Origin of the sequence: Sorangium sp. So ce693 (genome assembly GCF_051521375.1) — a bacterium.
Classification (GTDB): Bacteria; Myxococcota_A; Polyangia; order Polyangiales; family Polyangiaceae; genus Sorangium; species Sorangium atrum.
In genome coordinates this window covers 3189900-3206953 of the sequence record NZ_CP150347.1, presented here as the reverse complement: position 1 = coordinate 3206953, position 17054 = coordinate 3189900, and the positions used below count along the sequence as shown (strand labels likewise).

Below are 17054 nucleotides of genomic sequence, written 5' to 3'. Positions count from 1 at the left end.
CGGACCGGCTGGGACCCTGCTCACCGGCTGATCGGAAGGCGCGCGGTGAAGTTGGGGCTAGGCATCATAGGAACGTGGCGTCCGCAAGGTCGATCCTGCTGGTTCCCGCACCTGCCGATCGTGGCCGCGCAACCGGACAGGTCGGAGAAGCTCCGCCGTCACCTGGCGAGCGTGGCACCGTGCTCGCGCGCCTCCAGGTGCTTCGCCCCGCTGCGCGGGCGCCTGCGGCGGCCTGGATCCGCGCTGCGCGCGGTGCCTGCACGGCAGCGTGAGCGGCGGCGGAGGGGCGCTCCGCTTTGGAGCGCTCTTCAGGAGGTGCGGCGCGGGCGCGCCCTGGTGCCCTTGGCGGTCGGTGCACCGACGGCAGGCGCGGCGCTCGCCGGGGCAGCTTCGGGCCCGCCCGGGCGCTGCATCCGGGCGATCTCCTCGGCCATCAGCGCGATCGCCTGCTCGAAGAAGTCGCAGATGAGCCGCAGCTCGGCGAGCGAGTAGCGCGAGCAGAGCGCCGTCCAGCGCTCGCGGAACCGTGCGAAGAGCGCGCCGAGCTCGGCGTAGCGCTCGGGCACCGGCTCGATCACCAGCTGCCGCCGGTCGCTCGGGTGCTTCACGCGGCGCACGAACCCAGCCGCCTCGAGCCGGTCGAGCACCCCCGTCACCCCTCCCGAGGTCAGCCCCGTGAGCTGCACCAGGTCGCCCGGCGTGACCGGGCCCGCCTCCGCCGCGCGCTGGATGACGTCGAGGTACTTGTGGTCGGTGCCCTTCAGCCCCAGCCGCTCGGCGATCGCCTGGTGAAAGAGCACCGACTGCGTGCTCAGTTCGCGGCCCAGCCGGTCGCCCAGGGTGTCGACCAGCTCGCTCACCGCCTTCGCGCTTGTCCGTTTCGCGGCCATCGCCTCTCGCCTCGACCGCCCGCACTCTACCCGAGCCGCCGCCGGCTTGACAAGCCTGCCTGATTATCTTACTTACTAACATAGTTACCAACAAGGAGATCTTCCATGGATCGTTTGACCGACGAGGCGGCCATCCGGCGCATGTTCAAGGCCCTGAGCGAGGCGTGGGCGCGCGAGGGCGCGAGCGCCGTCGACGCGTTTTACACGCCCGACTCCGACTACGTGACGTTCGACGGCTCGTGGCTGCGCGGCCGCGAGGCGAACCGCCGGGTGCACGAGGAGCTCTTCGCCGGCGTGCTCGCCGGCACCCGCCTGGTCTCCGAGATCGAGAGCGTGCGCTTCCTCAGTCCCAACGCGGCCGTGGTCGTCAGCACCGGCGCGCTGCTGTGGCCCTGGCAGAAGACGGCGCCCGCAAGCCGGCGGTCGCGGCAGATGACGGTGGTGGTGCGGGGCGACGACGGGCGCTGGCAGGTGGCGGCGTTTCAGAACACGCGGGTGCGGCCCCTGCCCCCGTCCGACAGCCTGTCCATGCGCCTCTTCGCGGCCGTGCTGCGCGTTCGCCTCGCCTTCTGGCGACGTCGCCACCCCGCGGCCCTCGCGGCCTGAGCGCCCGGAGCGGCCGCTCTCGGCCCCGACGGCGCTCACCGATTATCGCAATTGGCTCGCGAAGCAGCCGAACCCCGGCGACGTGACCATGTTGAACCGGATCCAACAGGAGGTCGTCGCCGTCGTACCCATGAAAAAGGGCGGCCCGACCTCGGGGAGCTACAAGGCACCGTGCGACTTCTGCGGTCCGCCCCTGAACAACATGGGATTGTCGAACCAGGTCATGACGCCGCAGGCCACCGCGCAGGCCATGCCCAACATCGCCCAGGTGTTCACAATCCAGAACGTGCCCGTGTTCCGCTGACAGACCGCCTATGCGACCTTCCCTGCCCCTGCACCTGCTTTCCCCTCGCGCTCAGCGGCTCCTCCTCTCCGCGGAGCGCGACGCCCTTTGACGACGCGGCGGCGGAGGGCGCCGCGTTGGGCCACACCGGAGCCGCCCTCGGCGGCGAAACAGGCGGAAACCATGAAAATCGCTGCTGTTTCCGGCGACCGCTCGTCATCGACCGGTTTCTCTGGCGGGACGATTCCGCGGGGGCGAACCGTCGCGATCCGTCGCTTCCCCGGGGATTTGGGGAGAGCGTGACGACGGATCGCACCCCCTCGGGAGGCATGGGCCCAACCCGGGCCCAATTGCCGAGCCCTGGGCCCGGAGAGCTCGCGACGGTCGATCCATCGCCTCGAGCCGCCGTCGTTGCGTCGCTCGCCGGCACCCTGAGCCGAGCCGTCGCCCTCGGGGACGCGGAGGCAGCCCGGGTCGTGCACGAGGCGATCGGTCAGCTGCTCGGGCTGCCGGTGGCACCGGAGCTGTGAGCAAGCTTGGGCCGAACGTCGAGCCCGCCGCTCGCGTCGACTCGCTGCCGGAGCCTTGCCGCTCGCCAGTGCCCGCGGGCTCTGACCTGCGCGGTGATCGGGATCATCGGCGGCTCCGCTAGCCGGCTCTGCTGCACCCGGATGATCTCCTCCTGCAACGCTGCGCGCTCGCGCTCTGCGTTCTCGCGCGCCGACATATCGAGCGCGAGCCGGGTGCTCGGCGAGCGCCTCCGCCGCCGCGGCAGCGAGCGTCGCGGCCCGCCGCCCCCCGGCCCGCCGCTCCGCCCTGGCGCCGCCATGGGCGATAGCCCGGCCGGTTATCGAAATTCGCGGCGAAAACGCGCCCTCACCGCGTGGCGTGCGGCGTGCGGTGTCGGCGCCGTGTGGCCAGCGCGGCTCACACCACGGGCGTCGTCTACGAGCGCCGTCGTCCCGAGAAGACGACGCTCTACGAGATCGTGCGCGACAACGTGGAGACGCTGTACGGGGCGATCGACGACGGCGCCATCGCCGTCCGGATACCCAAGCACGCGAAGAAGGAGCTCGAAGCCTACCTCGACTGCGGGCTGCTCTGCCGCGGGTTCGCGCGGCTCCGGTGCGAGCGCTGCGAAGAGAGTCGGCTGGTGCCTTCAGCTGTAAAGGACGCGGCTTCTGCCCGTCGTGTCTGGGCCGACGCATGTGTGCCACGGCGGCGAACCTGATCGAGGACGTCCTGCCCCAGGTGGCGCACCGTCCGTGGGTGTTGACGTTTCCGTTTCCGTGGCGGCGCAGGCTCGCCCAGGACGGGGCGTTGTTCGGCGTGCTGACCCGCATCTTCGTCGAGAGCGTGGAGCGGTTCTGCGAAGAGCGCGCCGCGCGCCGAGGCGCGTGCGGCGCGGTCAAGAGCGGCGCGGTGACCGTCGTGCAACGCACGTCCGGCGACATGCGGCTCAATCCGCATCTGCACGTGGTCTTCCTCGACGGGGCTTATCACGAAGACGGCACCGAGCTCGTGTGGAACGAACTCGGTCACCTGCGAACGGGCGAGGTCGGTCAGGTCCTAGAGCACGCCGTCGGGCGGATGCTCCATTACCTCCGGCGGCACGGGCATGTCGAGATCGAGCACGACGTCGAGGAGGACGACGAGCCCGAGGCAGCGCTCTGTGCCTCCGCCGTCTCGGGACGAGAGCCGCGCCACACGTCATCGCCCCGCAATGGCTCCGCGGGCTCTCGCCGTCCTCTCCGAGCGCGCTCGCGTACGACAAGCCGCTGTGCGCTGCGCTCGATGGCTTCACCTCGCACGCAGCGACGCGCGCCGGTGCGCACCATGCCGCGGCGAGGGAGGCGCTGCTGCGTTACGTGCTGCGACCCCCGATCGCAAACGAGCGCGTCGAGCCGCAGCAGGACGGCCTGGTGCGGCTCTCGCTCAAGCGCGCCTTCGCTGACGGGACTGCCCTTGTGGACATGGATCCGCTCTCGCTCTTGTGCCGCCTCGCAGCCAGCGTTCCGCCGCCGCGCTTTCACACCGTCAAGTACGCTGGCGTGCTCGCCTCGGCAAGTCGCCCACGTTGGCGCGCAAGCGCATCGGACCGCGCCCTGCGAAGCCACAAGAGCCTACGAAGGCGGACGATGACGCCGCTCCGAAACGCAAGCGTGGCGGCTATCGACCGTGGGCCGAGATCTTGCGCCGCACATTTGCGATCGATGTCCTCGAGTGCCCAGCTTGCAAGGGGCGGATGAAGCTCGCCTACACAAACGACAGCGGCAAAGTCGTCGTCGTCGCCATCAACGAGACAACCTCCGCCCAGACCGTTCCCCTCGCCTTCGCAGGCGGCACCGCGCCAAGCGCGATGGTCCCCTTCGTGACCGCCGCTTCGAAGAACTGGGCCGAAGGAACTCCCGTCACCGTAACGGACGCCACGCTCCCGATGGCCCTCGAAGCCATGAGCGTGACGACGTTCGTGAGTCAGTGAAGCCTAGCCAGATCGGCCCCGTCGCTCAGGGGACCTTCATCAGGGCGTTCTGCTCTGCTTGCACGCGGCCATCGGTGCAGAACTTGCAGTTGTCGCCGTAGAAGAAGTTCCTGTTCGCTGTGTCATCCATCAGATGAACGCGGAACCAGGCCGCGGCCGACGACAGGGACACGCCATTTGCGCCCTGATAGACCCAGCTACCGTGATCCGCGTTGAGCTCGTTGAGGAAAAACGCGGGCTGATCGGTGACCGTCTTGAAGACATCGTGGACCCCGCTGCATTTCACCGTGGAGTCCTTCCCTCCGCAGAAGAACAACATGGGGGTGTGCACTCCCTTGAGGGCAGTGGTGCCGCAAATCGTGCCGAGGGCCGAGAAACGGGGATCGGAGGCCGTCTTGCAAGTCGACATGCCCCCATAGGAATGGCCAAGCTGGCCGATCTTCGTGGTGTCGAGGGCGTGATAGTACGGGCTGCTCGCATCCTCGGCTTGTTCCAAGATCCAATCGAGGCCCGCGGTCGTGGGAAGAGGATCGCCTTCGGCGGTCGCGGTGCTGAGAGAAGCCACCACGACGAAACCGTGGGACGCGAGATGGTTGACGATCGGTCCGTATTGTCCGCACCACTGATTGCTGCCGGCGTTGACGACGCATTTCGGCGGGTTCTGCTCCGGATTGTCCCGGAAGCCATTGGCCCAGATCAGGATCGGATGGCAGTGGCCGCTGGTTGCGATATTGCTCGGGCGGTACACGTGGAAGCGCTGTTGCTCGTCCCCATAGATCGGATCGGGAATGACGCCGGCGAGGGGGCCGACGTTCTTGTCTGCGGTGACCGAGAAGGGGCCCGTCTTGGTAGGATCGGCCGTGGGGAACGGGTCGCCGACGCAGCTACTGACCGAGCCGCCGCTACCGGTCGTGCCGCCGCTTCCGGCATTTCCTTGGCCGCCGCTGCCCGGTTGCCCGCCCGAAGCCGCGCCACCCGTGGCCCCACTCGAGCCGCCCGACCCCGAGCCGCCAGCCCCACCACTGGATGCGCCGCCGCTGGATGCGCTGCCGCTTTCGGCCGTTCCCCCAGAGCCCGTCGCACCACCGGAGGCCGTGCCCTCGCTGCCCGTCCCACCGCTGTCCGTGCCAACCGCGCCCCCGCTCGCGGCAGCGTCCCCATTCGATCCGTTACCACACGCCGCGGTGGAAACGCACACGCCCAAAGCCAGTAGCCAACGCCTCATGGTGACTCTGTCCTCGCCCAGCCGCTCAGCGTCGTCAAGCGCTTTGGCGGATAGGACAAGCAAACGCGTTCCGCAAAGTCAAGATTCTCGGAGCCGTTCCTGGCTCGTGCAGTCCGACTGTACGAGCTTATCGACAGAACGGGCCTTATGCGATCAGACAGGCCTTCCACTCGTGAAACGCCTGCGATTACCGCGACGTCGCACCAAGCGGAAGGCATCCTACCGTATAGCTGTACACTACTGGCACCAAGCGGAAGGCATCCTACCGTATAGCTGTACACTGCTGAGCTCGTCCAAACGGCCGCCGTCGCGGTTCGCGGCGCGTCGTGATGGCCGGCGCACGCACCTCAGGGCAGACCTCCCCCCGGCCACGTCGTCGAGCAGCGTCCCTCCCTTTCAGTTTCGTCACGCGGGGTCCGCCGGGTACCGCGCGCGGCACTCCAGCGGCTCGGCGAACAGACCGAGGTGGCTCAAGATCTTCCTCGCCGTCGCCTTGTCCGTGATCGCGGCCATGAGTCGCATCCGCCCGCTGCATCGCGGGCACGCGAGAACATCTACTGCGTAAGTCCGCCGCAAAAGCTTCGCCCATTCGACGCGAGGCGACGTCGCCAGAAGGAGCCCATCCAGCAGCCGATCAAGATGCCGGACCGAGATCCCCTCCGACACGAATCCAACATCAGCCCACGGCAGTACAGCGCCCAGCGCAGTCGACACCCGCTCGCGCTCGACCGCGCCATGCACCATCGTCAGCAGCGCCCCAACCGCCACGTCCCGAGCGCCTCGCTCTGGTCCTCCCCCGCTTCCGTGGACACCCCCGACGGCACCAGGAGGCAGGGATGGGACGGAGAAGGAGGACGGCGAGGGCCCGCGGAGCCATTGCGGTGCGACGACGTGTGGCGCGGCTCTCGTCCCGAGACGGCGGAGGCACAGAGCGCTGCCTCGGGCTCGTCGTCCTCCTCGACGTCGTGCTCGATCTCGAGATACCCGTGCCGCCGGAGGTAACGGAGCATCCGCCCGACGGCGTGCTCTATGACCTGACCGACCTCGCCCGTTCGCAGGTGACCGAGTTCGTTCCACACCAGCTCGGTGCCGTCTTCGTGATAAGCCCCGTCGAGGAAGACCACGTGCAGATGCGGATTGAGCCGCATGTCGCCGGACGTGCGTTGCACGACGGTCACCGCCTCGCCGATTCCTGAACACGAACAGATGTCCGCAGAGCGGGTCGGCTCCAAAGCGCTGCGCGACCAGCACCGACAGGCCATCAAAGCTCTTGCGCAGGTCGGTAGGCTATACGCGTTCGGTGGAGCCCATCCTGACGTCGAGCCGGCCGGGGACATAGGCTTGCCGTGGTAGGCTCGGCCGCGACGTAGACGCGCACCGACGGCGGCAGCGTCAGCACGGCGACTCCTCGGCCGCCAGCGCCAGCACCCGCTCGAGCGTGGCCGGGTCGAAGCCCGGCCGAACGCGAACCACCCGCCCGTTGGGCAGCGCGATCTCGATCGGCTCGGCCGCGACCGGCGATGCGTCGATCACTACGTGCACCGGCAGGAACCGCGGCGGCTCGGTCGACGACGACGGCGAGGGCTGCGAGCGCCCGTCAGCCCGCAGCTTCCAGCGCCACCAATAGAGCTGCTTGGGCTTGTACCCCTCGCGGCGCGCGAACTTCTCGGCACTCAGCCCGCTCCGCTCCCATCGCCCCACCCGCTCGGCCCACTCCACTCTCGTCGCCATCGCTTCCTCCTTCGTCGCGATGGGAACAGGTAACCGGCGCCGCGCGGACGGTCACGATGCCCTTGGCTGGGCGGTTACAGCGGAAAGACCGTCGGCGAGCCGCTGCGCGAGCTCGGGAGCTTCGCAAGAAACGACACTATTGTCGATCGCATCGAACGCGACGCCGTGCTGCATACCACCGAGCACACGCGCGACCAGTACTCTTGCAGACCCGTGACATTCACACTCCCGCTTCGCGCGATTCCAGAACCTCGCGCTCGTCTACTCGAGATTTCTCTTTGCAAAAAAAATTGCAAAAATTGAGCAGTTCACGCGACAGGGTTCGCTTCGAGACTCCAGGGAACGTCAACCTTCGGGAGTCTTGCCGGCTGCGTCGGAAAACCTCCCTAAATCGTGCGTGGCGCATCTGCAGGCGCACCTGCGCCCTGGTGGACGAAGAGCCACCGCTTTATATAGCACTTCGCGCACCACGACCGATCGCACACAGCACTGAGTAGAGATCACAGGGGAGGGCTCGCAATGGCACGCAACAAGACCTTGTTTATCTACAACACCTCGAAGCAGAAAGAACAGGAATGGTCGATTTACTCGGAAAACGTCATCAACAAGAGTGTCACAGTTGGCTCGATACGCAAGACCTATACCATTTCTCTAAGCGGAGACGCGACCATCCAATTTGGCGTCAATGACACAGTTTACCTCAGAGCGGAATACAATTACTCAACAGACTCCTGGAAATCGCACACCGATACACCAAAAGAAATCAATTTCACAGTCTCGGGCAGCGCCGTGACCGTCAGCTCTTCCTACAGTCCAGAATTGCCAGCATGATGATCCTCTGCTCGGGTAGGATTTCGGCATTCATCCTGGCGCAACCTGTTCCCATTGCAGTTCAGTCAGGGCGTCCCCGGCGGCTGCAGGAGCGATTCGCCGCTCACCTTGCTGCCGAACCAGACCGTCGTATAGCGGTCGGGTAGCCCCGGGTCGTCGCCTTCCCGGGGCCCCCACGGATCCGGACGTGCAGATTTCCCGCATCCGGCTCTTCGAAACACGGCTTCGCTACACGATTCGGACGGCGGTCGGCTTCAGAAGCGGGTAGCGCTTCAGGAGCCGATTCATTGCCGCCCAGGAGAGACCACGCTGGGAGCGGCGATGCAGCCACCGCCACCACACCCGCGTGGCCCAACCACGTCGCTATCGAGCACGCGATCCCGCTCTCCGGCCGGTTTTCGGCTTTACGTTCGCAGGATCGACGTCCTCGAGTGCCCAGCTTGCAAGGGGCGGATGAAGCTCGTCGCCATGGTGACCAAGCCAAGGAACATCGCCCGCTTCCTCTCCGCGCTCGGCGAGCCGACCGACGTCCCAGCTCGCTCTCCCAGCGTCTACGCGGCGGCCACCGTACTGGAAAAGCACCGTTCTGCGCCGCAAGGCGCCCGGTGACGCCGCATAGCGTCTCGCGACGCGCCTCCCGGGCCAGACCAACGCCCGGACGGACACATGGGCCCACGGCACGTCGATGCGCCCCGTAGCGCGCTCGGCGCCGCCCGGACCACGCTCTTTCGGCCCAGGACCGAGCCATCACGACGCCCGCGGTCCCACCCTTTCGCTCTGCCGCGCTACACTGCTTCGCGCTGCGATCCGGCTTCTTTTACCTACGCGCTACGCGCGCATCGCCGGGTACACCACCCGAGCGGCGGCGGCGCGCGGCAGCGACGCCGGCCGCGGGAGGCGCCCGGCACGCGCGGCGGCGGCCCGGCCGGCGCTCCAGGGGTGAAGCGGGGCGCCCGAAAGGCGCCCGGGAGCGGTGCTCAGCCGCGTCCGGTACATGAGAAACAGAGCGGCGGTCACCCGCACAGGAGACGGGCCCAGATCGGTGTTTTCGGCGCGGAAGCGCACGAAAGGGAGCTGAGCACCGAAAACGTCGAGGTGGGCCCGTATCCGAAGCGGGGGCCCGCCGCTCTAGAGGATCAGAACGTGCAGGTGGGGGTGGGGCCGGCGGTGAAGGGCTCCCAGCGGACGTCCTCGATCGCCACGTCCATCGGCGACTCCGAGTAGAGGAGGAAGGGCGTGTTGACGTTGGTGATGTCGAGCCCGTTGTCCGTCAGGCACTTCAGCGGGACGGAGACCTCGTGCCACTCCCCGTCCGCGATGGAGGTCAGCGTATTGGCGATGTTGATGTCGCCGAGGCAGGGATACACGCAGTGGGCTGACAGCGTGACCAGCGGGCCCTCGGGCGGAGCATCGACGCGCGCCCGGAAGACGATCGAGGTCTCCGAGTTGTAGTAAGGCGACAGATCGACCCCGGGCGCGCCCGCCGAAACCTGCGCGTAGATCTGGCCCGTCGCGCTCCAGGTCACCTGCTTGGCGCTGCCCTGGATCTCGCCGTCGATCGTGCTCACGCTGACCTCGCCGCCGGGCAGGGTGGCCCCCATGCCCACGTCGATGCCGCCCCAGTTCGAGGGGCCGCCGATGCGCAGCACGTAGTCGCCCTTGTCCTCGCCATCCACGAAGATCTCGAGCGGCTCGCTCGTGGTGCCGGCCGCCCCCGGGTCCGGGGCATCGCAGCCGTGGCCCGTGGAGACCTCGGGCAGATCGTCGCCGAGCGCGTCGGCGTCGGTGGTCACGAGGCCATAGCCATACGCGAAGAGCGGCTCCTCGCCGTCTCCCCTGTTGATGGACGTCTGGCAGTCGGCCGAGGGCCACGAGAACGACAGCTTGCCCTGGAACTCGTGATCGCCGAAGAGCACGTCGGCGACGCCGCCGCCCTCGCTGCCCGGCAGCCAGGCCGCCACGAACGCGTCTGACCGGTTGAGCTCCTTGTTGGTGTGGAGCGGGCGGCCCGACACGAACACCGTGACGATGGGCACACTCGGCGCCTGGGCGCGGATGGTCTCGATGACGGCGAGGTCCTCGGGGTAGAGGTTCGCGTGCTCGAGCGTCTCGAACTTGCCTATATCGCCCTGGCCCTCGGCGTAGGGCGTCTCGCCGATGACCACGATCGCGGCGTCGAAGGTGTCGGCCGCGGCGGTGCCGTCGGGGCTCAGGGTCGCAGCGCCGCTCAGCCCGGCGGCCGTGATCGTCTCCTCGATGCCGGCGTAGATGGACTGCGCGTTCGGGAAATCGGCGTTGGTGTTGCCGGTGCCCTGCCAGGTCAGCGTCCAGCCGCCGGACTGGTTCTGGATGTTGTTTGCGGTCTTGCCGGCCACGAGGACGTTCATCGACTTGCTGAGCGGCAGGACATCGCCCTTGTTCTTGAGCAGGACGAGCGACTTGCGCACGGCCTCGCGCGCCACGGCCCGGTGCTCCGGCGCGGCGAGGAGCGCGGCGTCGCCGGCGACCGACCGGGTCGACGGGGCGCCCTTGCTCGCCCTGGGGCCGAGGAGGCCGGCCCGCATCTTCACGCGCAGGATCCGGGTCACCGCGTCGTCGATGCGGGCCATCGGGATCTCGCCGCTCTCCGCCTGGGCGATGGTGTTCTCGATGAACGCCATCCAGTCGTTGGGCACCATGATCATGTCCACCCCGGCGTTGATCGCCGCGGCGCACCGCGTGTTGTTACAACCCGGGAGCTGGCCGTGCCCGTTCCAGTCGCCGACGACGAAGCCGGTGAAGCCGAGCTGGCCCTTGAGGATGTCGGTGAGCAGGTACTGATTGCCGTGCATCTTGTCGCCGTTCCAGCTGCTGAACGACGCCATCACGGTCTGCGCGCCCGCCGCGAGCGCGGAGAGGTAGCCCTGGGCGTGGATGTCGCGCAGAGCCTCCTCGGAGCAGACGGTGTTGCCCTGGTCCTTGCCCTGCTCGGTCCCGCCGTCGCCCATGAAGTGCTTGGCGGTCGCGACCACGTGCGCGCCGTTGAACAGGTCCGCGCTGTCCGCCGGCCGGCCCTGCAGGCCCCGGATCATCCGGCCCGCGTAGCTCCTCACGATCTCCGGATCCTCGGAGTAGCCCTCGTAGGAGCGGCCCCACCGATCGTCCCGCACCACGGCGAGCGTGGGGGCGAAGGCCCAGTCGAGCCCGGTGACGGCGACCTCGGCGGCGGTGATGGCGCCGATCTCCTCGATGAGATCGGGATCGTTCATGGCGCCGAGCCCGATGTTCTGCGGGAACAGCGTCGCGCCGATCACGTTGTTGTGGCCGTGCACCGCGTCCACGCCCCAGATGACGGGGATGCCGAGGTGCTCGCCGGGCGCGCCGCTCGTGTCGATGGAGGCCGCGTAATAGGCGTCCGCGAGGTCGACCCAGTCGGCCATCGTCGCGTGCTTGGAGCGGCCCGGCCAGGAGCCGCCGCCGTTCAGCACCGAGCCGATGTGGTACTCCCGGACCTGGTCCGGCGTGATCGCCAGGATCTCGGGCTGGACCATCTGGCCGACCTTCTGCGCCACGCTCATCTGCGCGAGCAGCTCGGCGATGGCGTCCTCGATCTCCGGGTCGAGCGCGATCTCGCTCGTCACCGTCGGCCATTCGACCGACGCGCTCTCGCCGCCCGCGCCGCCGCCACCGGCGGTGCCGGTGGTGGAGCCGGCGCCGGAGCCGCCTTCGCCGCCGCCGCCGGCGGTGCCCGTGGAGCCGGCGCCGGAGCCGCCCGCGCCGCCGCTGCCGCCGGTGCCGGTGGTGGTGCCTGCGCCGGAGCCGCCCGCGCCGCCGCTACCGCCGGTGCCGGTGGTGGAGCCTGCGCCGGAGCCGCCCTCGCCGCCGCCGCCGGCGGTGCCGGAGGTGGAGCCCGCGCCGGAGCCGCCCTCGCCGCCGCCGCCGGCGGTGCCGGTGGTGGAGCCCGCGCCAGAGCCGCCCTCGCCGCCGCCGCCGGCGGTGCCGGTGGTGGAGCCCGCGCCGGAGCCGCCGTCGCCGCCGCCACCGGCGGTGCCGGTGGTGGAGCCTGCGCCGGAGCCGCCCGACCCTGTCGCGTCAGCCGGGGGATCCGTGGAGTCGTCCCCGCAGGCGGGAACAGGGATGGTCAGGGCTGCGACCAGCAGCCATCTACCGTATTGGTTACAATGCTTCATACCAGCGCCGGAGCATGGTCCCGGCGCAGTGGGGCGTCAAATTAATAGTCCCGCAGTCTGCTTCTATCAGGACCTCTGTCGGCCATCGCTCACGCCACACCTACACGCAGACCACGATTTATCGCTTCTCGGCGGACCAGGCTTTCGGTATCCTCGATCCTCCTCCAGCCACCAAGGCAGCAAGGAAGAACGCCATGTCGCAACATTGGACGATCGCGGGCGCGCTGCTCGCCTTTGCGCTGCTCGACGCCGCCTGCGCCGACCCCGAGCAGGACGCTTCCTCCGGCGCGGCGAGCGGCGGTTCCACCTCGGTGAGCCTGCACGTGGTCTTCCTCGACGGGGCTTATCACGAAGACGGCACCGAGCTCGTGTGGAACGAACTCGGTCACCTGCGAACGGGCGAGGTCGGTCAAGTCCTAGAGCACGCCGTCGGGCGGATGCTCCGTTACCTCCGGCGGCACGGGCATCTCGAGATCGAGCACGACGTCGAGGAGGACGACGAGCCCGAGGCCGCGCTCTGTGCCTCCGCCGTCTCGGGACGAGAGCCGCGCCACACGTCGTCGCCCCGCAATGGCTCCGCGGGCTCTCGTCGTATTGTCCGAGCGCGCTCGCGTACGACAAGCCGCTGTGCGCTGCGCTCGATGGCTTCACCTTGCACGCAGCGACGCGCGCCGGTGCGCACCATGCCGCTGCGAGGGAGGCGCTGCTGCGTTACGTGCTGCGACCCCCGATCGCAAAGGAGCGCGTCGAGCCGCAGCAGGACGGCCTGGTGCGGCTCTCGCTCAAGCGCGCCTTCGCTGACGGGACTGTCGCGGTGGATATGGATCCACTCTCGCTCTTGTGTCGCCTCGCAGCCAGCGTCCCGCCGCCGCGCTTTCACACCGTCAAGTACGCGGGCGTGCTCGCCTCGGCAAGTCGCCCACGTTGGCGCGCAATCGCATCGGACCGCGCCCTGCTAAGCCACAAGAGCCTACGAAGGCGGACGAAGGCGCCGCTTCGAAACGCAAGCGTGGCGGCTATCGAGCGGTCGATAAACCGCGCCGAGCTCCTGCGCCGCACATTTGCGATCGACGTCCTCGAGTGCCCAGCTTGCAAGGGGCGGATGAAGCTCGTCGCCATGGTGACCAAGCCAAGGAACATCGCCCGCTTCCTCTCCGCGCTCGGCGAGCTGACCGATGTTCCAGCACGCTCTCCCAGCGCCGACGCAGCGGCCACCGTACTGGAAAAGCACCGTTGTGCGCCGCAAGGCGCTCGGTGACGCCGCATAGCGTCTCGCGACGCGCCTCCCGGGCCAGACCAACGCCCGGACGGACACATGGGCCCACGGCACGCCGATGCGCCCCGTAGCGCGCTCGGCGCCGCCCGGACCACGCTCTTTCGGCCCAGGACCGAGCCATCACGACGCTCGCGGTCCCACCCTTTCGGTTTGCTGCGCTACACTGCTTCGCGCTGCGATCCGGCTTCTTTTACCTACGCGCCCGGAGACAATGGCACCATCGCGGTGTCACGCTGTTTGTCACTGGCCGAACTCATGTTCGCCCCTACCGACTGGCCTCGGCCCGTCGGCCTCTGTTCGCAATCCATCATGGAGAGCCGGGTGCATAACGAAAGGTGCATGCCCGGTTCGGAAGGGGGCGCCCGGAGACCTACCGGCGAGAGCCGGCAAGGCGCCGGGCGCCCACCTTACGCCACCAGCCGACTCTCTTCGCAGCGCTCGCACCGGAGCCGCGCGAACCCGCGGCAGAGCAGCCCGCAGTCGAGCGGCGGGGTGAAGTGCTTGACCCTCGAGCTGCGCGGCTGAGACGCCTCAACGCCTCCCCGGCTCGAACCGGATCGGCAGCCGCGTCGGCCCGTGCACGTGGAGCGTCTTGCGCGGCTCCCACGGCGCGTCGCTCGCGAGCCGCAGCCCTTCGAGCCGCGACACCAGATCCGGCAGCGCCACCTTCGCCTCGAGCCGCGCGAGCGGCGCGCCGATGCAGAAATGGATGCCGTGGCCGAAGCCGACGTGCGGGTTGGGATCGCGGCCGACGTCGAAGCGCTCGGGAGCCTCGAACACCTTCGGATCGCGGTTGGCCGAGCCGATCATCGCGAGCACCAGCTTGCCGGCCGGGATCGGCTGGCCGTGCATCTCGACATCGCGCCGCGGCGTGCGGAACACCGCCTGGACCGGCGAGCGATACCGCAGCACCTCCTCGATGGCCGAGGGCCAGAGCGCGGGAGAGGCGCGGAGGCGCGCGAGCTCGGACGGGTGATCGAGCAGGCAGAGGATCGCGTTGGTGATCAGGTTGGTGGTGGTCTCGCTGCCGGCGAGGAGCAGGAGCATGAAGAAATCGAGGATCTCGTCCTCGCCGAGCCGCTCTCCGTCGACCTCGGCCTCGACGAGGCGGGTCAGCAGATCGTCCTTCGGCGCCCGCCTGCGCTCGGGGAGGATGCCCGCGAGGTAGGCGCGGATCTCCTCCCGCGCCGCGCCGAACTCCCGCGCTGCGCGCGCCCCCTCCTCGCCGCCGCCGATGATCTGGCTGAGGTTCAGGATCGCGTCGCTCCAGCGCTTGAAGCGATCGCGATCTGCGAGGGGGATCCCGAGCATCTCGGCGATCACCAGGATGGGGAGCTGCACGGCGTAGTCGGCGCAGAGATCCATCTCGCCGCGCTCGATGGTCCGATCGACGAGCTCGCGCGACAGCTCGCGGATCCGCGGCTCGAGGCCCGCGATCGAGCGCGGGGTGAAGGCCTTCACCACGATGGATCGCAGCTTGGTGTGGCGCGGCGGATCGGTGAAGATCATCCAGTCGAGAGGCCCGCCGCCCGGCGGCGCCGCGCGGGAGCTGAAGGTGTCGTGATCGTGGATCGCACGTTTGACACCCTCGTAGTCGAGGATCATCCAGATCTCGCCGCCCGGCACGGCGAGCACCGGAGAGACGCTCCGCATCTGCGCGTAGAGCGGATACGGGTTGCGGCGCATGTCTTCGGAGATGAAGTTCAGCACTTCGTTCGACCTCCATCGCTCGGAGTTGGGGTGCGACCCGGACGGACGCCCGAGCATGCCTCCCGCGCCGCGATCCCCGGAGAAAGGCGCGCAGCGGGTCGAGGCATGCGGCTACAGTACGGCCCTGCGCCATGCTGCGCTTGAACGAATCCCGGATCGGCGGCGTGATCACGGACGCGTTCGCGGCGCGCGCCTCGCCGTCGCTGGTCTCGACGCTCCACGCCCAGCACGCGACCATGATCTACGCCGGGCTCGACGGCGACGTGACCGTCACCGAGGAGGGTAGCCCGCCGATCCGCGCGCGCGTCGTCGTGGTTCCCCCCGAGGTGGATCACGCCACCTTCTGCCCGGGCCCCGCGATCGTGCTCCACCACGATCCGGAGCTCGCGCCCGAGGTCGCCGTCTACGCCCGCCAGCGGGGTCGCGCCTCACCGCTCGAGGGCCGCATCGCCGCGCGCCTCGGCGGCGCCCTCCATTCGCACCGCGCCTCGCTGTCGCGCCCCGACGTGCTCGCGGGTCTGGCGCGCGAATCCGCAGCATGGTTTGCGGAAGAGGCCCCGCGCCGCGATCTCGACACGCGGGTCGCGAGCGTGGTCGAGGCGCTGCGCGATCCAGACGCCGATCGGCATCTCGTGCTGGCGAGGACCCGGCTCTCCGCCGCGCACCTGCAAGCGCTGTTCGTGCGCGACGTCGGGGTGCCGATCCGCACGTACCTCTTGTGGCGGAGGCTCCTGATCGCGATCGCGTCGTGCGTGCGGCTCGACAACACGAACGCAGCGCATTTCGCGGGTTTTTCGGATCTCGCGCACCTGTCGCGGACGTGCCGGAGGATGCTGGGGTATTCCCCCACGCTGCTGCGCCGGGAGTTCGTCTCGACGTAGCCGCGTCCTCGACGGTTCACGGGCAGCCGTCGAGCGTCACGGCGGGGCCGTAGTAGTCGGAGCTCTCGGTCGTGTCGCCGGCCGCCGAGTAGACGATCGCCTGCAGCACGACGCTGCCCGACCCATCGAACGCGGGCGTGCTCGCGGCCTCGACGGTGCTCGGCAGGTCCGCGAAGAAGCGCACCTTCTGCCGCACCGGCGCGTCGGGATCGATCGCGATCGGGAAGCCGCTGGTGTCGTGCAGCGACGCCAAGAAAATCTTGACTTTCACGAAGCCGTTTGATCGCCCTATCCGCTTGAGCAACATCGTGTGCTGGTTCTCCGTGAACCGGACAGCGGTTACGCCCTGCGGGCACCGAGCCTTCGTCGCCATGCGCGATGCGGAGACCAACGGCCGGGTGTCGACGCGCTGACCGCATCCTCCACGAACGAGCGCCGGCTGCGACATCACGACCTCGGTTGCGACTGCCCGCGGCCGAAGAGGCCATGCGCGAGTGCGCTCACCGCTTGCGGGCGGCGCCAGGGCGACCAACGCGCGACGTCACCTTCTTGGTGAAGGTTCTCTTGGTCGAAGAACGCGGGCACGTCTTCCGCCGAGTCGGAGCACTCGTGCTGGCATCCGCCTCCATGCCTGGGAAGGGCTTGTGCCGCTCCTTGGAGAAAGCGGGGATCCACGCAACGAGATCCCCCGCCAGCCCATCGCTCGCTGCGTTCAGGTCCGGGACGGTCGTCCCGTCGGGCATCGTCACGGAGATGCGGATGCCGTGGTGGGTCGGGCGCTGGAACATGAACATGACGTGGTGCAGGGTCATGTCCACCATCTCGGGGATCAGGTCCTTGAGGAGCGCCACCGCCGCGGGGCCGAGCGGCTTGATCCGCTTCCGGTAGAGAGCCTTGTCCGCCGGCGCCTTGGAGCGGCCGCCGATGCGCCCCCGTAGCGCGCTCGGCGCCGCCCGGACCAGCACGTCAC

At 68.8% G+C, this 17054-nt stretch carries 19 protein-coding genes and 1 pseudogene; 11 read left to right on the top strand and 9 right to left on the bottom strand.

Annotated features, from left to right (window positions below; translation table 11 throughout):
* Positions 1-308: 308 nt before the first annotated feature.
* Entirely contained in the window at positions 309-890 is a 582-nt protein-coding gene (locus WMF14_RS12350) for a MarR family winged helix-turn-helix transcriptional regulator (RefSeq protein WP_437801094.1), read from the bottom strand.
* A gap of 105 nt (positions 891-995) precedes the next feature.
* Here WMF14_RS12350 and WMF14_RS12345 point away from each other — a divergent pair, with 105 nt between their 5' ends.
* From WMF14_RS12345 to WMF14_RS12315, 7 genes and pseudogenes are all read left to right on the top strand, one after another.
* Positions 996-1496 (top strand): SgcJ/EcaC family oxidoreductase, encoded by a 501-nt coding sequence (locus WMF14_RS12345; RefSeq protein WP_437801092.1) that lies wholly within the window; start codon positions 996-998, stop codon positions 1494-1496.
* An 82-nt stretch (positions 1497-1578) separates the two neighbouring features.
* Positions 1579-1800, top strand: a complete 222-nt coding sequence (locus WMF14_RS12340) for a hypothetical protein (protein WP_437801090.1) — start codon at positions 1579-1581, stop codon at positions 1798-1800.
* A 329-nt stretch (positions 1801-2129) separates the two neighbouring features.
* Positions 2130-2309, top strand: coding sequence for a hypothetical protein (locus WMF14_RS12335; protein ID WP_437801088.1), 180 nt, complete (start codon positions 2130-2132; stop codon positions 2307-2309).
* 383 nt (positions 2310-2692) lie between these two features.
* Positions 2693-3010, top strand: a complete 318-nt coding sequence (locus tag WMF14_RS12330) for a hypothetical protein (protein ID WP_437801086.1) — start codon at positions 2693-2695, stop codon at positions 3008-3010.
* Positions 2986-3390, top strand: a pseudogene (locus tag WMF14_RS12325) (transposase); the annotation flags it as partial. The gene WMF14_RS12330 and the pseudogene WMF14_RS12325, both read left to right, overlap by 25 nt.
* Positions 3303-4028: a transposase gene (locus WMF14_RS12320; RefSeq protein ID WP_437804195.1), complete on the top strand. Its 726-nt coding sequence runs from the start codon at positions 3303-3305 to the stop codon at positions 4026-4028. The pseudogene WMF14_RS12325 and the gene WMF14_RS12320, both read left to right, overlap by 88 nt.
* Positions 4025-4261, top strand: a complete 237-nt coding sequence (locus tag WMF14_RS12315; protein WP_437801085.1) for a hypothetical protein — start codon at positions 4025-4027, stop codon at positions 4259-4261. The genes WMF14_RS12320 and WMF14_RS12315 overlap by 4 nt, the downstream gene beginning before the upstream one ends.
* Positions 4262-4286: 25 nt before the next feature.
* Here WMF14_RS12315 and WMF14_RS12310 read toward each other — a convergent pair whose 3' ends face one another.
* From WMF14_RS12310 to tnpA, 3 genes are all read right to left on the bottom strand, one after another.
* Complete coding sequence (locus WMF14_RS12310) at positions 4287-5486, bottom strand: poly(ethylene terephthalate) hydrolase family protein (RefSeq protein ID WP_437801083.1); 1200 nt, start codon at positions 5484-5486, stop codon at positions 4287-4289.
* Positions 5487-6232: 746 nt separating this feature from the next.
* The gene (locus tag WMF14_RS12305) at positions 6233-6634 is read right to left on the bottom strand and encodes a hypothetical protein (protein ID WP_437804193.1); all 402 of its coding nucleotides are present in this window, start codon (positions 6632-6634) and stop codon (positions 6233-6235) included.
* Positions 6635-6878: 244 nt separating this feature from the next.
* Positions 6879-7217: an IS66 family insertion sequence element accessory protein TnpA gene (tnpA, locus tag WMF14_RS12300; RefSeq protein ID WP_272101983.1), complete on the bottom strand. Its 339-nt coding sequence runs from the start codon at positions 7215-7217 to the stop codon at positions 6879-6881.
* A gap of 519 nt (positions 7218-7736) precedes the next feature.
* Here tnpA and WMF14_RS12295 point away from each other — a divergent pair.
* Positions 7737-8048 carry a hypothetical protein gene (locus WMF14_RS12295; protein ID WP_437801081.1) on the top strand — a complete coding sequence of 104 codons (312 nt, stop codon included), beginning with the start codon at positions 7737-7739 and terminating at the stop codon, positions 8046-8048.
* 453 nt (positions 8049-8501) lie between these two features.
* The gene (locus tag WMF14_RS12290) at positions 8502-8657 is read left to right on the top strand and encodes a hypothetical protein (protein WP_437801079.1); all 156 of its coding nucleotides are present in this window, start codon (positions 8502-8504) and stop codon (positions 8655-8657) included.
* 527 nt (positions 8658-9184) lie between these two features.
* Here WMF14_RS12290 and WMF14_RS12285 read toward each other — a convergent pair.
* Together WMF14_RS12285 and WMF14_RS12280 are read right to left on the bottom strand one after the other, a co-directional pair.
* Positions 9185-12217 carry a glycoside hydrolase family 3 protein gene (locus WMF14_RS12285; RefSeq protein ID WP_437801077.1) on the bottom strand — a complete coding sequence of 1011 codons (3033 nt, stop codon included), beginning with the start codon at positions 12215-12217 and terminating at the stop codon, positions 9185-9187.
* Between the two features lie 416 nt (positions 12218-12633).
* Complete coding sequence (locus WMF14_RS12280) at positions 12634-12771, bottom strand: hypothetical protein (protein WP_272103049.1); 138 nt, start codon at positions 12769-12771, stop codon at positions 12634-12636.
* On the opposite strand from WMF14_RS12280, the gene WMF14_RS12275 reads away from it, so the two are divergent.
* Positions 12735-13475: a transposase gene (locus tag WMF14_RS12275; protein WP_437804192.1), complete on the top strand. Its 741-nt coding sequence runs from the start codon at positions 12735-12737 to the stop codon at positions 13473-13475. The two genes, WMF14_RS12280 and WMF14_RS12275, sit on opposite strands and share 37 nt — an antisense overlap.
* 549 nt (positions 13476-14024) lie before the next feature.
* On the opposite strand, the gene WMF14_RS12270 is transcribed toward WMF14_RS12275, so the two are convergent.
* Complete coding sequence (locus tag WMF14_RS12270; protein ID WP_437801075.1) at positions 14025-15203, bottom strand: cytochrome P450; 1179 nt, start codon at positions 15201-15203, stop codon at positions 14025-14027.
* Positions 15204-15334: 131 nt separating this feature from the next.
* Here WMF14_RS12270 and WMF14_RS12265 point away from each other — a divergent pair, with 131 nt between their 5' ends.
* Positions 15335-16084 carry a helix-turn-helix domain-containing protein gene (locus tag WMF14_RS12265; RefSeq protein WP_437801073.1) on the top strand — a complete coding sequence of 250 codons (750 nt, stop codon included), beginning with the start codon at positions 15335-15337 and terminating at the stop codon, positions 16082-16084.
* Positions 16085-16100: 16 nt separating this feature from the next.
* Here WMF14_RS12265 and WMF14_RS12260 read toward each other — a convergent pair whose 3' ends face one another.
* Positions 16101-16355: a hypothetical protein gene (locus WMF14_RS12260; RefSeq protein WP_437801071.1), complete on the bottom strand. Its 255-nt coding sequence runs from the start codon at positions 16353-16355 to the stop codon at positions 16101-16103.
* A gap of 229 nt (positions 16356-16584) precedes the next feature.
* Complete coding sequence (locus WMF14_RS12255; RefSeq protein WP_437801070.1) at positions 16585-17049, bottom strand: hypothetical protein; 465 nt, start codon at positions 17047-17049, stop codon at positions 16585-16587.
* Between the last annotated feature and the right edge of the window lie 5 nt (positions 17050-17054).